Source organism: Flavobacterium sp. FPG59, from assembly GCF_002150205.1.
GTDB lineage: Bacteria > Bacteroidota > Bacteroidia > Flavobacteriales > Flavobacteriaceae > Flavobacterium.
Window position 1 is genome coordinate 1 of sequence record NZ_MTCA01000053.1, and the last position, 17,966, is coordinate 17,966.

Sequence of the window (17,966 nt, forward strand, 5' to 3'; positions counted from 1 at the left end):
TTCAATGGCTAATTATATTTGAAAATTAAGCAGTCTTTTGTGCCGTATATGTTCAATTTTTATGGTTATTACTTTTATAGAGCCGCATTGCAAACGCTTAGTTTTCGTTAATTAAGTAAGTAGGTACTCGTTGCAAACGAGCACCATAGGAGTTATTTCTTAACTTTCTGTGATGGCTAAGTTAGCATGTCCACAAAATAAATAAATCCAAAAAAAAAACCAAAAATTCACAAATAGAATCTCAAAAAAATGAAATCATTTGCGAATTTACGGTTTTAAAAACTTCTTGACTAAATATCGAAGCCAGTTACGGTCATATTGATTATAAATTAAAGAAAAGGCCAAATTGATGGCTGTTTCCAAAAATGGCACTGACTTTGTCTTGCTGAACATAGCCGAAATTGTAACCAACTCCAAGCCCTTTTATATTCAATCCAAAGCCCATATTAATCTGGCCATTATCTACATAACCAACCTGTAGCCAACCTCTTTTTTGGTAATTCAAATTCAAACTATTGGTTAGTTCATATCGATTACTTTGTGTTTGTGCATACAAAATGGACGGAACAAGATCAAGCTCTTTACCTACTTTAAACTTGTACTCTGTGTAGGCTGTGACTTCATTGTTATACGGTTTTTCTTTGCCTAAAGAAGGAAGCGCTACTGAGAATTGAAAGTTTTTAAACTTGTACACAAAACCAAGTTCTAAGCCCAGTTTGTTTTCATAGAAACTCTCTCCAGACAAATAAGGATCATTTAAATCCACGAAACTATTTGGCGTAAAGCCAGTTTTGAAATCGATATTTTGCTGATTAAAACTCAGTCCAAAACCAACGGATAACGTTTGGTTTTCGGATAAATCAACCCGATAAGCGAAGGCTTGTTTAACTTGCATTTGCGAAAAACTACCCGCAGTTATTTTAGTAAATACCGTTGCTGTTGATAACTTACTGCCCAGTGGCAAATCAAGGGTTAGTTGCTGCCAATTGAGTGTATTAGCATCTTCTACTTTGTTTGGAGTTGATCCTGCTACGAGTGACATGCGCATTTTATCAAGCTCACCAGCATAGGCAACATTGACACCCAACTTATTTTGCTGAATCAAGCGATTGTTTAATTGGTACTGCGCCTTACCCGAAGAGATAATGAACAAGACAAGAACTACACTGTACACTATATTTTTTGCTAAATATTTCATTTATTTTTTAATTATTGATCATTTACAAAGTTTAACTTATGGTAATTTGAAGATGTTACACTAATTGTAAACCAGCCTAACAAGCTCTTTGTAAACACGCTCTTTGTTGCTTGGGTCCTTTCCTGTAAAATATAAATAATACTCTCCTTCTGCTAAGCCATTACCCGTCCAGTCATTTTTATAATTGCTCGTACTGAAAACCATTTGACCTTTAGAATTATAAATAGCCAAAACATAATTACTGTACAATTGTATATTATTAATGAGTAATCGATCATTGAGACCATCTCCATTTGGCGAAACCAAATTGTTGTACATCAAAGTATCATTAACTGTAAACTCAATAGTTACGTTTACAGTAATGGAATCAGACAGTTTAGGAGTTCCATTATCTGTTACTTTAACGGTAAAACTATAGCTCGTTTTGTTGTTAGGATCAATTGTACCATCAAAGCTTATAATTCCGTCTTTAGTAATGGTAAAAGGAACTTGCTGACCCGGGCTTATTTCCCAACTTAGGACGCTATTTGCATCCACATCTGTTGCTTCTACTTTGCCAACTTCAATAGCATTATTAGACAAACCTGCTAACACAAAGTTTACTGCATTTGATCCAACATTTTTAGTGATTACTGGATTTTCGTTTACGTCTAGGGCATAAATAGTCATTTTCTCCTTTACTTCACCACCTCTTTGATCATTACTAATAAGCTCAAATTGAAAAACTTTTTGCTTTTCGAAATCCAAACTTTTCTTTAACACCAACTGATCACCTACAAGATCAAAGTTCAAATAATCAGAACCGCTTATAGAAAAACGATAGATACTAGAATCCTTATCTTGATCCTTTGTCTTTAATGTTCCTATGACAGTACCTGCAGGTTGATTTTCATTGATTTTATCATTACTTATTGTGATTAAAACAGGGGTGTCATTGATGTCATTGATAGTAATTACATAGTTAGCAAACAGTACTTCACCCAAGGTATTTTGTGCTTTAATACGAATTTTGTAACTGTTTTTAGTTTCAAAGTCAAACATTTCTTTAGACTTCATGCTATTTCCTGTAATTTCGAATGAGGCATTATCCTCTCCGCCTACACCATCAACTAATGACAAGGCAAATACAGTACGATTTTCCTTAATCACCGTAAAATCGCCCACTACAGAAGCAACAACTTGGTTCTCGTCAATATTCACTTTTGACAAACTAAAAATAGTTGGTAATTTATCATCTAGTACTGTGATCGTAAAAGATTGCTCTAAAACATCTCCACGACTACTTGCCGCTTGAACACGAATTTTGTAAGTACTTTTTGATTCGAAATCAAAAATACTTTTCACCTTCAGGCTATTGCCAATAATTTCAAAAGAAGCATTATCATCTGCACCCACACCTTCGATAAAAGTTAATACAAATGCATTTCTATCTTCCCTAACAACCGTAAAGTCTCCAACTACAGTTGCAACTGGTTGATTTTCGTCAATGGTTAATTTAGATAACGTAAAAACCGTAGGTAATTTATCATCTAGAACTGTTATCGTAAAATTTTGCTCTAAAACATCTCCACGACTGCTCACTGCTTGAACGCGAATTTTATAAATATTTTTAGTTTCGAAGTCAAAAATATTCTTCACCTTCAAACTATTTCCTGCGATTTCGAATGAAGAATTATCCTCACCACCTACTCCGTCAACTAATGATATGGTAAATGCAGTTCTATCTTCCTTAGCCACTGTAAAATCTCCTACAACAGTTCCTACGGGTTTGTTCTCATCAATAGTTGATTTAGATAAAGTAAAAACCGTCGGTAATTTATCGTCTAATACTGTTAACGTGAAAGCTTGCTCTAAAACATCTCCACGACTGCTCACTGCTTGAACGCGAACTTTGTAAATACTTTTTGCTTCGAAGTCAAAAATGCTCTTCACCTTCAAACTATTTCCTGTGATTTCAAATGAAGAATTATCCTCACCACCTACTCCGTCAACTAATGATAAGGTAAATGCAGTTCTATCTTCCTTAGCGACTGTAAAGTCTCCTACAACAGTTCCAACAGCTTGGTTCTCATCAATAGTTGATTTAGATAAAGTAAAAACCGTTGGTAATTTATCATCTAGTACCGTGATCGTAAAATTTTGCTCTAAAACATCTCCACGATTGCTCACTGCTTGAACGCGAACTTTGTAAATACTTTTTGCCTCGAAGTCAAAAATGCTCTTCACCTTCAAACTATTTCCTGTGATTTCGAATGAAGAATTATCCTCACCGCCTGCACCGTCAACTAATGATAAGGTAAATGCAGTTCTATCTTCCTTAGCGACTGTAAAGTCTCCTACAACAGTTCCAACAGCTTGGTTCTCATCAATAGTTGATTTAGATAAAGTAAAAACCGTTGGTAATTTATCATCTAGTACCGTGATCGTAAAATTTTGCTCTAAAACATCTCCACGATTGCTCACTGCTTGCACGCGAACTTTGTAAATACTTTTTGCTTCGAAGTCAAAAATGCTCTTCACCTTCAAACTATTTCCTGCGATTTCGAATGAAGAATTATCCTCACCACCTGCACCGTCAACTAATGTCAAGGTAAAAGCAGTTCTATCTTCCTTAGCGACTGTAAAGTCTCCTACAACAGTTCCAACAGCTTGGTTCTCATCAATAGTTGATTTAGACAAAGTAAAAACCGTTGGTAATTTATCATCTAGAACCGTTATTTCAAAAATTTTCTCGACAACTTCTTTACGATTACTTATCCCTTGAACACGAATTTTATAAATACTTTTCGTTTCAAAGTCGAAGATGTTTTTCACTACTAGTTTATTTCCTATGATTTCAAATGAAGAATTATCAAAACCTCCATCACCAGCAACAAGCGAAAGATCCGAAACGGCTCTATCTTCTATCAGTACATTAAAATCGCCTACTACAGTCCCAACAGCTTGATTTTCGTTTATCGTTAATTTTGACAAAGTAAAAACAGTCGGTAAGGTTACAGGATAGGTGGGCATTTGCACAGCAACGGTCCATTCCTTAACCACATTTAGATCTTCAGAATAGACTTTAAAAACAACCGGATTGCTAAAATCCAAACTATTTGAACCCGAAGTTTGTTGCACATTTCCAATATAGACGGTAGCCCCAGGGCTACTTGTAAAAGTAGTATTTAGTGCTGTTACCGTTTGTCCTGGATTAAGAAACACTGTTACTTTATTACCTACAATGGTTATGTCATTGCGAGTCACGCCAACAAAACCAACATCTAAAAGATCTGCACCTTGACGTAAAGCATTGTTTGAAAAAATATACGTTTGAGACAGATTTCCAAAATTAGCATTGGATGTAAAAATTGCTGTTTTAAAAACATCTTTAACAACGTTTTTTTCCGAATCATACATTTTAAAACTTATCGTTTCATTATTTGTATCCGCAAAAACAGTCAGATAAGCATAATACTTGTTTTCGGTAGCCACATAAATCAAATTAGTTACACCGCGACATTCTCCATTTACAAATGCAGCTACTTTATCATTAACATTAGCTAATCGAACTCCATCAATATTTAAAGATCCAACAAAAGTCATTGTGTATTGAAAATTATTTTCATTCAAAGTCCAAGACGGAGACTGACCAAAAGTGCTAAAACTCACTAGAAACAGTACAATAGTACTGTATATAAAATTTTTCATAGTTTAAATTTTAAATTGATTTAAATTGCCAAAACACCTAAAATGGTGTCTTGGCATCTAAATTCATTTAATACTAGTTCTTCATCACTTTATGAGTGATAATTCCTCCATTTATATTAATTTGAAGTACATAAACACCAGATGCAACGGTTGGTTGGATTTTCAATACATTTTCCCCTTTGACAACATTTTGTTTAACATCTAGTACTACTTTACCAGATAATGAATACAGTGTGATACTAATATTTTGATCTTGAACTGCGTTCGCTCTTATAGTTATTTCATTATCAAATGGACTTGGGTAGACACTAACACCCTCTGTCATCTCTTCCAACATGATTGGTTTCGAAATTGTCCCTAGTACATCGTTTCCTTTGAAAGTAAATTTCTTCGATGTTTTCTTAGTACTTACTCCGTTACCAATGTAAAAAGCTAGCTCTTCAGTAGTATCGCCATAAACCGTTATAAAACTCAGTTTACTATCATTTACAGATTGATTAGTAGCTGACCCTTTTAAGACACCTTGAGCATCATAAACAAATAATTCATTGTATCCTGCAGGTAATAAAACCACAGCATTCATGTTGTCTGCATATTGCTTAAACTCTGCTCTAATTGGTTCTTGACTAACGTCATTTGCATTGTCCAACTTTTTAGCCGTTTTGATTTTACTCGTACTTGCTAAATAACTTGGATATTTAAACGTTTGTGCTTTCGTAGATTTCACCATGTAACCTTTACCAGATTCTAAGTAAGTAAGGGTTCCATTCCATCCAATAAGCGGATCGTAAATTGCAAACAAGTTTTGTGATTTAATCACATCCCCATCTGCTGCTTCAAAATAGGCTAGAGCTTCATTTATTTGCTGGTTTCCTCCTAAAGTATACGGAAGCCAGTTCCATTTTTCTTGCATTGAGAAACTCCAATTATTAACATCAATGGCAGTTCCTTTAATAGTCAAAGGTTGCTCATGCGTTAAGTATACTTTTACCATTTTAGAATTAGTTAAACCACCATTAGCCGAAATAGTTCCAGACCAACCACTATTAGCCGGTATTGCTTCATTCTTAAAGTAGGTTTCCAAACGTGCTGGCGAATTGATCAACATACGATCAGAAGTTTCTAATTTCAATGCACTAGTCAATACATTAAGATTAGCAAAATTAGGATCATTCACATTCAACGACAACCAAGTCCAACCCGAATTAAGATTGATTTTTTGCTCTACAACTGCAGAGTTTTCAAAAATAACAGGCGAACTAAGTTTTCCTAGAATTCCATTTTCTTCAAACGGAATTGAAGCTTTCGTATTCATGTTTGCTATTAGAATTGCTCCTTGAGAAGCATCCCATATTTTAAAGTCGATATTCTCACCACTAGTAGAATTACTATATACTGTCAAGAATACAAAATATTCTTTATAGGCAGCATTGTAAACTAACTTTGTTGATCCTCTAACCACTCCATTTGAAAATGCAGCTATTTTATCGTAACTGTCCTCAGAAAATTTTCCGTCTATTTTAATTCGACCTACAATATTCATACTGTACTTATAATCGGTCGGTTTAACTGTCCAAACTGGTTCTTGACCGAGTACTCTAAGCTTAATTTGCATTTTTTCATCGTATCCAAAATCTGTTTTTAAATACAGGTTTTCTAGATATTCTCCTGGAGTCAAGTCCTTATCAATAGTAGCAATAATTACCACCTTACTAGCAGGTGAAATCGTACCAGATGTTTTGCTTAAAGTCAACCATTTAGGTAGATTATTAATAGCAAATGGCTGCCCTTTTCCTCCTTTATTCAATATAGTAATTTCAAAAGATTTTTCTTCACCTGTCTTCTTAACAATATCAACAATATCATTATAACCTTCTGCAAACCAACTCACTTCGTTGCGTTTTACATAAGCAGTCCACGTAATAGGCGATTGTTGCATATTATTTGCACTATCAAACATTCTATCAACTGTAATATCAATAATCTGACCTTCTAATGAAGCCCAGTCTGTTACCACTGGTTCTAAAATCATTTGATCTTGATTGACCACATTGTTTACTTGAAATTTGATTAACGTTCGCTCTGGCTTAATTGGAGCTACATCATCTGAATATTTAACAGCACCGCTACTTAAAACAGCATTGTCTGGAAAACCAGCCTGCCCTTTATCTACATGATAATAACGAGGGCCATTAGCCGTTTTTGGATCTGGCTCGTTCATTCTAGCATAAAGCATCAATCCGATACTTTCTGGGCTAACTTCATTATATCGGTCACGAGTGATTTGCTCCACGTTACGTAAGGTGTTCCATAACTGAACTTCATCTAGTTTACCTGTATAGGCACGATCTACTGTCTCGATACCTACAAGATCAGTGGTTCCACGTGCTCCTAACCAAACTTTGTTTCCAGAGAAACCACCAATATTTACCATTGGATTTGAAGAAACTGCAACAGCATCTACATACGTACGTAACGAACCTAATCTGTTAAACAGTAATGTGACGTGATGCCAAGTATTGTCGGCCATATTTTGACTTGCTAATTCATACGAATTACCCTCAGTCTCCAAGGTCAATTTACCTGTAGCTTTCAAGTTGATTGCCCATTTATTACTAAAACCATTGGATTGTTTTAGATCGGTACCATCACCTTTTCCGTTTGAGAACAAAGTTGCTTCTTGTGAAACACCCGTTTTCATCCAGAAAGAAACCGTAGCGTCCATCTCTTTAGTTAACTGCACAGAGCCAACTTTGTCTAATTTTAAATTTTGACCGTTTGCAAACTCATACGAAGTTCCTTTTGGCTTAATATCCCATGCTTCTTTAACAATAGCATGTTTGAATCTTGCTTTGTCGTTAGCTAGAGTTCCTCTACCTTCATCCATAGGCCAATATCCAACTAGATTGGCTTCATTACCTATAAGTTTTGCGTACATTTTGGCGTAAGCCTCATCTAAATTGATGTCTTTAGTCCAAAGGCGTAAGTCGTGCATGTTCCCCACAAATGTATTACCACCAATAGTTAACGCATTGTTGTTCGAAAATTGTACATTGCTTACACCTGTACTAGCTCCAATTTCTTTATCATCTTGATAGATACGAAGCGTTCCAGTATTGTTTTTATGAGTAAAGGTATAATGATGAAACAATCCATCATTGGCAACACCTCCATTAGCAGTTAAACCACCCAATTCAAAATAAACTGAACCATTTTCTAATTTGATATTAACCCCATCTTTTTGGGCTATAATTGTCGCTGCTGTTGCAGTAGTAATATTTTTCATCCAGAATTCAAAAGCTAAATCTCCTGTTGTAATTCTTGGACTATTGATTACGGCTTCATTAGTAGCACCATCAAATCGTAAGGACACATTGTGATCAATTTCTAGTTGATTCGTCTGCCCTTTTATTTCAATATTAGAAACTGCCGAATTATAGAAAATAGGTTCGTTAAAAAACACTTTCAAATCTTCGCCTGCTCCTAGAATTCCATTGATAGGCAATGGAGTTCCAAAACGTAAAGGCGAATTCAAATCGACTCTACCAGTTGTAATATCAGAAATGAATTCGGTATCATTTGTACAAGTACTTCTAGCACGAATTTCATATTTTCCATCAATTAATTTATCGGCAGCAATATCAAATGCGTAGTTTAAAACCACATCTGAACCGATTAATTGAATACTTTTTTCTTCCGCCTTAACTGCTGCATCATAAAACCCCTGTGTTCCATAATAGGTTTGTAAGCGTGTCCAGTTAGAAGCTGTTGCCAATCGATATTCTAGATCGATCTTTTTAAAACTCTTAAATTTAGTACTATAGCCATTCAATTTTACTTGTAACGGTTTAGTAGATCCATCGGTATTATAAGCTACTTCTCTATTATACACCCAGTTTTCCAAAGGTGCATTTACAAGAACAATCGAACAAGATGGAACAAAACTCGCAGAAATAGCAACTTCTGAACTTACGTCTTCCCCATCGCAAAGCGATTCTAATCTAATTTTTATATTCTTATAATCGTATACATCCGAAATAGATTTACCCAACGTCAACTTGTAGGTAATTGCTTTTCCATAAGGCACACGAACAATTGTTCCATTAGGCTCGATGTTGATGATTGCATTATCCGGGTTTGTTGTATTATCAACCACCAATCTGTAATCAGCATCAATACCAGCAGCACTTTGATTTTCTAATATCAATTCATACTCTGCATTTCTACCTTCGGTTACATTACTAATGTCAGCAACAGTCACTTTCAAAACAGGTACTTCCACTTTTTGAGTAGCGTAGCTCAACTGTGCTATTGCATTACCATCTGTACAATTAGATGTAGTACTTGAAAAGCTTGAAAAGGCTGTATCATACTTTGTTTTTTCTTCTACTAAAGTTTGTCTACTCTGTATTAATACATTTAATTCCCCTATATTTAACGCTTTTTTAGCCAGAGAAGCAGGATCATTACTTCTATTTTTATCTATTTCACTTTGCTTAGCATTTATTGCACTTTGATTGTCTGCAATCCTCTTGTCAACATCAATAGTTTTAGCAACGTAATCTTTAAACACGCCATTGCAATAGAACAAAGATTCTTCTGCTCCTTCATATGGACAAGATGTTCTACCTCCTTGCGTGATAAAAATTGGACCATTTCCATCAAAGGCATTAACAACATCTACACTCAAATAATTAGCTTGATCATTATCTTTTAAGGTATAATTAATGGTTGTTGTTTGAGTTGATTCTTCTGTAAGTGCGGAATTAATATCTTGTTGAAAAACAGCTTTTGTAGAATTATTAAATCCAATTCCATTTAAACTAACACCGATTTCTAGCCCTAAACTTTCATCTATTGTTAGATTATAAGCTAAAGAAGAAGACGCAACAATACTAGTTTCAACACTCTGAGTATATTCGCCTACACCAGAGTCAAAAGAGATGTTTTTTTGGAAATATTTATCCAATAGTTCACTCGTTTTTTTAGATTCAGCTAATTTATTCTTAAGATTTGTAATCGCTACAGGTCCTGCTCCCCCACTATTGATTTCACTGTTGATTGAACTGTTAAAATCACTAAGCACACTAGATACTTTAGCTTTATAAGCTGTACGATTATTTTTGGCCAAATATTTATTTAACTCATTGTCCAAAATTAATTTTTTCCACAAACGAATTCTTTCATCATATTGCGCTATGGTTAAAGTACCATCTTTTCCCTCTTTTAAAGTTCCAGCTCTTATATTATCAGTAAACAAAACGTATTCTGGAATTAAAGTCTCCAAAATGTATTTTTGGGAATAGATAAAAAAGGTTTCTGATGGCTCGTCAACAAAATAAACTGCTTTTTGCTTGCTGATATATAATGGTGCTTCAGTAGTTCCTAAATTAATGTATTCACTATCTGCTAATTCTACCTTCTTCCCATTAACAGTTTTCGTAGGTTTTGTTTTAGATGGCTTTACATCATCAAAAGAACCATAAAATTGATTTTTAGAGTTCCCTATGTACAAATCCCCCATTGAACCTACATAATCAGGATCATCACTAGTAGAAATAGTTTGATTAAAAGTATAGGTTTTAGTTAAACTTTTTCCATCAGTTGAGGACTGCGTTAACCCAATTCCAAGATTAACATTGTTCGTGCTCTCTGCTTCAATTATAGGACCAACGATTCCTCCACCGGCTTTAAATATTGGCCCAAGCAAAACTTTAAATTCAGTTGATATGCCTGCAGAATTTGCCAAAGAACTTTCTGTAGTAAAAGAAATACTCTCTCCCTTTTCAATAGATGCAAAACTATTAGAACCCGGAGGGTCTCTTAAAACGATCTCTGGAATGTCTGGTGCCGCTGTTACAAATGTTTGGCTACCATCTGACTTACCTCCTAAAATAATCCCAAGCGGTTCATAATCTACAACACCATAATCCTTCTCATTAATTCGGTATTTTAAACTACTACTAATTTTAAACGGCGGTGCAACTGATGGCAGTCCTGCTTTGAAACTATAAGTCAATTTACTTGCGTCATTTGGATCTACAACCACCGTTTCTGAGTTGATTAAAGCCAAATTATTATTTACAATCAATTCCCCATCACTAACGGGAACTTGTACTTCTACAAAAGGCTTACTATCTTGATTCGTATAGCTTTCAAAACGACTTAACACAATAGAATAAGGACTAAATTGCGAATAAACTTTTACTCCGATTTTAGCCGCTGAATTATTTGGGTCTTCAATTTTAAAATTTGTAGTCTCTATGTTAGTACCATCGACTACTATTTTTTTATCCGAAGTTTGCTCTATTACTTTCAGTATCGGAGTAGACCTGAACACAAAACTTTTTTCGTAATGATAGGGTTTACCCTCCAAAGTTTTTTCGGTTTTATTGTCTGTGTAGGTAAAAATAGGTTTAGTAGTTGCTACTACTTTCGAGAAATTAAGCGTTTCAGTTGTTCCCGCTTTTATCAATGCAATATCAGTATTTTCAGGAATCGTTAAATTTGCTGCTCGCAATTCATATTGCAACGGCAAAAGCGACACACGATATTCTCCCGAAGTTAGATTAGTTTTGAATTCAGCCATAGTAGACGGTGTCACATCACCTCCTAGGGGTTTGTATCCTAAAGTAAATGAAGCTACTCCAATATTGTTTCGAGTACTAACGTCAATTGTTTTAGAATTGCCACTCGCGTCTGTTATTGATAGCGTTTTAAGGCCATCCTCTCCAAAACCAGCATCTTTAGCTGCCTCAACTGATCCACCAACCACTTTCCCTATTACGGTAACGCGGGTATTATCAACAAACACAACTGCTTCGTTTGAATCTTCAAAAAATTCTTTGGTTGATCCTGATGTTGCAGGGAATCGTCCGTTGTAGGTAAACTCATGACCGTCTTTTTTTACGGTAATATAGTGATTTCCAATAGGGACACTGATATCAAAATAGCCGGAATCATCAGAAACTACTGGTATACTATTGGCATCCAAAACAATGTTTCCATCGATATACACATTAGCACCTGCGGTATAAATCCTGGCATATTGTTCTAAATTTTCCCCATTTTTACTTAGCCAATATTGCCCTTTACTTAAATTTGGAGATCCAGTTAAAGAATAAGAATTATAGCCCTCGTCTAAAATAGATGTTGGTTTAGTTGTACTAGAAATCGGAGTAAATACGTCTCTTGTGTCATACATTATTGTTCCTTTGAAACTGAAAGAAGAATTATCAATAAAACTAATTTTATTAACCACCTCAGAACCTTGACCTAAAAACACCAATTGTTGTCCTGGTTCAAATTTATGCTGTCCGTATAAAGGTGTTATGGTAAAAGATTCACCCGTACCTGAGTAAGGTATAGAACTTATCTCATAGTTTCCATTTACATCCGTAACCCCAAGAACGCCTAGTTGACTCGTGGTTGGAAAATCACCTGAACCACTTGACCATGTAACTTCGGTACCCGAGTTGCCTAATTTTCCGTGGTTTTTGTTATAATTGAATCCATCTCTAGATAAATCATAAGCAAATTGACCTACTTTTTCATTGGCTCTTAAATACGCTACCAATCGAGAATCGTTACCACTGATGTAACGAGAATAATCGGTGCGAATTTGTTGTGTTTCTAATCCAGCTTTCCAGACTCTAATTTCATCCAGAAAAGCATCTTTTCCACCACCGGCATACACATTTTTCCATTGTGTATCAGCTCCACTAATTTTTAAAGTATTGGTTGCCGTTGGAACGCTTACATTAAAATAAGGTGCCGTATAGGCTACATCAATTCCTTTGAGTTTAGAGTCAACAAGATCTTTGTATGATGTTGTTATGGCTCTACCATTAATCAATAAAGTAGGCACTACACCATCCTTCATGATAACCGAAAAATGAACAAAGTTAGTATTGAAATTTGTAACCGGAATCAGTACATCATCACCTCTACCATTAATATCGCCAGACGGATAATAATTTTCAAGAACATATACACTACCTCCAATGGTTACTTCTAGCTTCTTGGTACTTGCTTTTAATTTTACCGATGCTTCAATGGTGTTGTTGTCTACACTCTTCAGTTGAAACAACTTTATTGCACTTCCTGCATCATCCGTGTAAGGCGTTTTGGGTTTTACCCAAGCTTGGTAGGTTACCGCAGTAGTAATTGCTTTGTTTGTATTTTCGATATTCAAACTTGATGCAGCAGGGATCAACAAGGAACTCCCTTGATTGACGCTTGTTCCTGCCGAATTAGCCATTACAATTACATCCTTTACAGGATTACCCCCTTTGTAACTAACATTTCCGGTTACAATAGCCGTAGGATTTCGATATCCAAAACCAGTGATGTAGGTATTGTATAAACTTTCTATGCTACTTACGCCTTCGGCTACAATTTTATATTGAAACAATACATTACCCTCAGCATAACGATCCTCGTATTGGGTTACACTAGGCGCAACACTACCTACAAATTGATAGGGTTTGTCTTGTGCTAGATTGTATTCTCTTTTGTAGATTTTAATACTACTAATTTTTTCAAAATTACTTCTCAGGTCCCAACTAATTAATATTTTGTCTCCAAAATATCCTTTGGAAACATCAAAAGAATCTTCTGTAAAAGTAGGAAACAAATACAATACACCCCACGGAAAACGTAGATCCGCAGGTTTTGTTGGACGGGTAGCTGCACTTTGATTTTGCCCTAAATAAGGAAGTCCTACCTGAATGGTAAACCCGTTTTTTTGTATTGCCTGAGAGACGGGAACTATTTTAGCCCCTTCGGTATTTTGTGCTCTCAGTCCTGTGGCGATGAGCCCTAGGAATAAAGCTATAATTATTTTTTTCATAATTATAACTTATAATTTAATGATGTAGTTCACACCGTAATTTATTGGGCGAGATTCTGTAGTACCTGAGTTAGCAGTAGTAAAGCTGTGGTTGTGATCTCCATTAGTTGATGTTCTACCTCTATCTATTACATCGTTTGTTTGATTAGGTGAATACATTAATTCACCATTCCAATCTCCATTTCCATCCCTCCTTGGTGAAACTTTGTATAATTGATCAGTTGTTGCGAGATAACCAATAGTAGTTTGACCACTACCACTATCTTGACGAGTAAACATATTATGATAATGATTACCAGCATTACTAGTATTCCCTGTATGATTATGACTTTTATTATCAGAACTTTGAACAGCTTTTAAAGTATTTGGTTGTATTTCTGCGGCATTAGTACCATTACCGTTTTGACCTGCACCTCTTAAAAAGATCCCTCGTAAATCTGGAGCATAATCCCCAACAAGCGCTCGTAAGGGAGCTCCACCCAAAGCATCTGCAGGTAAGGCAGATCCATCACACATTACCCACCCTACTGGTGCAGTAGTCCCAACAAAGGGCATAATAGAACCTGTTGGTACACCATTACTAGCCGCAATGGCATAAGGCACTTGTTTTAATTTTTCATCAGAAATGGTAGTTGAACCTTCTGAAATTCTTAGATAGGCCTGCGTATTGGCTATCACTATATTATTAGTTTCTCCTGGTTCCAAAACTGCTGAAAAAACACCAAAAGCATCTGTAGTAACTGTTCTAGTAACTTCATAAATAACAACATTTGAGCCGTAATAAATACGAAATGTCAAACTTATAGTTGCACTAGTTCTTGCAGTGTTATTATTGTCTCTTGCAATTCCTTGAATAGCAATTCCAGCCACATTTGCAGATGATTGACCGTAATTGATTGCTACTGTAAGTAACATTAAAAATGAAAGTAATTTTGTTCTCATAACGAATTGATTTTAAGTTTATTTTTATTAGTTGTATTGCGTTTTATTGCCCCTTTGTGAAGGTGAAAAATTAAATTAAGGCGCGAAAATAATTCCTTTTTATTGAATACCACTAGCCCATTCGGACAAATCGATAGCCCATTCGGACATTTTTTAACAAAAATTTCTGTTAACAACCTTAAATCCGCACGTTTAAAGCACCAAAATTTGCAGATTTTATTTTGACAAATACCCAATATCTTTTGGGTAAAAAAGCACGATTATTCCATTTTGAGTATATTTTCCTGAAAATTTCCAAGTAAAAATTATTTTAGCCTCTTATAAGTTGGGAGTACTATTTTAAATTTCAAATAGTAGACTTGAGATAGGAAATACAAGAAATTAAGTTTAAAAGAAAATTAGAACTCCTATCATTTTCATGGATGCAGGAACAGAATATCGAAAGATAAGTAGATGAATATAGCTATCGATTAAACAGGTTCATACACCAGTAAAGTATATTTGATAATCTAATTATAAAGATGATGAACCAAAATCATATTGTTTTACAGAAAATTAAAACAAATAGATAACTGTACAGCTCTACTGATTTATTTTCTTTAAACCACATTAAAGAAGTGAACAAATTTACACGACACGATCATGAAACGCGTAGCCCATTAGGACACTTTTTTGGGATAGGTTTTGAAATAAAAGTTAGAAGTTGATTATTTTAGACGTAAATCAGAAGGTATTTTGTCATACTTTTTTTTGAAAGCAGCGCTAAATTTACTGTGACTGTCATACCCTACTTCTAGCGCAATTTGTTTGATTTGCATACTCGAATTTTCAAGCAGTTGCAAAGCCAGTTCCATTTTTTTATCTATATTATATTGCAGAATCGAAATTCCATAAACCGACTTGAAGTCTGTTTTTAATTTTGAATTCGAGATACGGAGCTTCTCAGCCAACGCATCTATCCCAATAAAAGGTTTAGATAAATTTGTACTAATCAGCAATTCACATTTTGCTATTTTTTTATAATCAACAATTCCATTTTCTTGGTAATCATCTGCTCGATTATCTGCAAAAACATTATTAAAAAAAGAAGTTAATAAGCTCAAGGATTGTGCTTTCAAAATTGTTTTATTTAAAACATTCGAATTAAACGTTTTATACGTATCTAAAATTTCTTGAGACAATTCTACAGCATTAGGTACAATATCTTGATAAGACACAAAACCTTTATCTGAATCTAAAAACTTTTTAAAAGGAAGCATGCTATCCAATTGATCAAGCGGAATATGATCTTGAATCCAACTTGGACTTACGTAATAGATATAAAACAAGCATTTAGAACCCTTGTAAAAACAAGCACCTACATCAACTCCTGGTTTTTTAAAAGCCCAAAATTTATTTTGGAAAGGCATTTTATTGATAAAGACATTATTCAATTGCACTTCGCTACTAAAAACTGAAAATGTTATTGAATAATGCTCACTAGGAATATTTGGCGCATAGACTGATTTGATTACGCTATCGTGTTTAAATTCTATATCGGTTATTGTTAGCCATAAACCTTCATCAATTTTCCGATAACGCATTGACCCCTTTATAAAAAGATTATTCCGTACTACTAATTGCTCCTGTGCAATATGTTTGCTACCGGGGCTTTTTATAGTAGACTCTATGAATAATTCGGGCGTGTTTGCCACAAATGGGAATTCGAAAAAACCGTCCTGATAGAACTTAAAATTAGGCTTAATAAATTGGAACCACTTTTTTAAATTCATACCATATAACAATTGAAAAACTTTATTTTATTAGTCTTATCCTCCTTTAGTGTGGGATAAAATTAAAGTAGCGTACGAAAATAACTTTTTTTTTGTGAATATTGCAATTCCATTTTTACATTTTTTTTAAAAAATAACTATTAAAACTAAATATAAGATACAGATTGATAGAAATTACTAGAGAGGTTAGCTCGATGGCTTTAGCTCGTGCCCATAAGCGCTACCATACAAAACAAAATTAAACTATATCCTTAAATAAGTTGTCGTTTTTTGTTTTGGGCAGAATACCAACACTGCTTTTCAAGCCGCCATACCTGAGACTTTTAAGGAACTATGACAGCTATAAGTGATGGGTAGATTTGGAGTGGGTAGTTTTAATCAATTTATAAAAAATGTTAATTTTGCTTGTGCAAATGCTCAAAGATAAAGTTCAAAGGATGAAATTAAAAATAAATTATATTAGTCAAATTGAGTCCATGAAGCATTTAATAGTTCTTTCTGTGGCTTATCTTGCTTTTTTGTTTTATGTAATTGGACTTTCCGATATCGAAACTATAGTTTACTTGATGTTTCCGTATATTATTATTTTTATTTTACCTGTTCTAGTTATTCACGTAAATTATTTTATAAACAGTAATAGTAGAATTTGGTACAGCATTGAGGTAGATTCTATAGTTGCAATATACGGTCAAGAGAAAACAATATATGATAACACTGAAATAGAATCAATTTTTATTTTTGCAACTCCTAACAGATTAAAAGATTCTGCTACAAGCTCCTTCCCATTCGAAGATTATCACTATGTAAATATAAAATGCAAAAGCGGACAAATAATTATTTTGACATCTCTTCACTCATACAATCTAGATAAACATATTCAAAAACACTTTGAAGCTGCTATAATTCGCAAGATTCCTCGGCTATTTCCTTTGATTGCCAAATAATTTACACGCTACGAAGTCTACTAAAGAAAAATTGCGCAAACGTCTTTGACTTTGCGCAATTTTTTTAATTTCTTGATAATCTCTAATCTCTTAAAAGTTATCCGACATGAAATCCTATTTATTCGGACTTGGAATTTTAACTTTTGATTTTTCCCCTTTAATTCTGAACACAGTTTATCGAAGTATTTAAAAAAACTTAATCAAAGACAGCGGACAACTGGGAGATTTGTTCCAGCCACTTAAATTATTTTAAAAAAACGTTCTGAGAAACTTTGATCTACTGTCCAAATATCTCTAATTATGCCCCCAGTTAATTAAGAAACAAACATAATTTTTTATTTAGTGCGCAAACAATTATATTTGAAAAATAGGCGATCTTTTGTGCCGTATATGTTCAATTTTTGCAGTTATTACTTTTATAGAGCAGCGTTGCAAACGCTTTGTTTTCGTTAATTAAGTCAGTAAGTACTCGTTGTAAACGAGCACCAGAGGGGGTGTTTTTGACTATTATTATAATACGTTATGAAAAAAAAAAGGAATTGATTACTAAATAAAATACTAAATAAATG

6 protein-coding genes are annotated in these 17,966 nt (G+C 34.4%); 1 reads left to right on the forward strand and 5 read right to left on the reverse strand.

All coding sequences use genetic code 11. The annotated features are described in order from the left end of the window. Positions 1-322: 322 nt before the first annotated feature. The 5 genes from FPG59_RS07135 to FPG59_RS07155 form a co-directional block, all read right to left on the reverse strand. The gene (locus FPG59_RS07135) at positions 323-1,198 is read right to left on the reverse strand and encodes a type IX secretion system membrane protein PorP/SprF (protein WP_086453935.1); all 876 of its coding nucleotides are present in this window, start codon (positions 1,196-1,198) and stop codon (positions 323-325) included. Between the two features lie 60 nt (positions 1,199-1,258). Next, positions 1,259-4,888, reverse strand: coding sequence for a cadherin domain-containing protein (locus tag FPG59_RS07140; RefSeq protein WP_217875845.1), 3,630 nt, complete (start codon positions 4,886-4,888; stop codon positions 1,259-1,261). Between the two features lie 73 nt (positions 4,889-4,961). Further along, positions 4,962-13,739: a LamG-like jellyroll fold domain-containing protein gene (locus tag FPG59_RS07145; protein WP_254906663.1), complete on the reverse strand. Its 8,778-nt coding sequence runs from the start codon at positions 13,737-13,739 to the stop codon at positions 4,962-4,964. A 9-nt stretch (positions 13,740-13,748) separates the two neighbouring features. Beyond that, the gene (locus FPG59_RS07150) at positions 13,749-14,681 is read right to left on the reverse strand and encodes a tail fiber protein (RefSeq protein WP_086453937.1); all 933 of its coding nucleotides are present in this window, start codon (positions 14,679-14,681) and stop codon (positions 13,749-13,751) included. A gap of 707 nt (positions 14,682-15,388) precedes the next feature. Continuing rightward, on the reverse strand, positions 15,389-16,453 hold the full coding sequence (locus FPG59_RS07155) for a helix-turn-helix transcriptional regulator (RefSeq protein WP_086453938.1): 1,065 nt from the start codon (positions 16,451-16,453) through the stop codon (positions 15,389-15,391). 476 nt (positions 16,454-16,929) lie between these two features. Here FPG59_RS07155 and FPG59_RS07160 point away from each other — a divergent pair, with 476 nt between their 5' ends. Then, on the forward strand, positions 16,930-17,397 hold the full coding sequence (locus FPG59_RS07160) for a hypothetical protein (protein ID WP_140344605.1): 468 nt from the start codon (positions 16,930-16,932) through the stop codon (positions 17,395-17,397). Positions 17,398-17,966 lie beyond the last annotated feature (569 nt).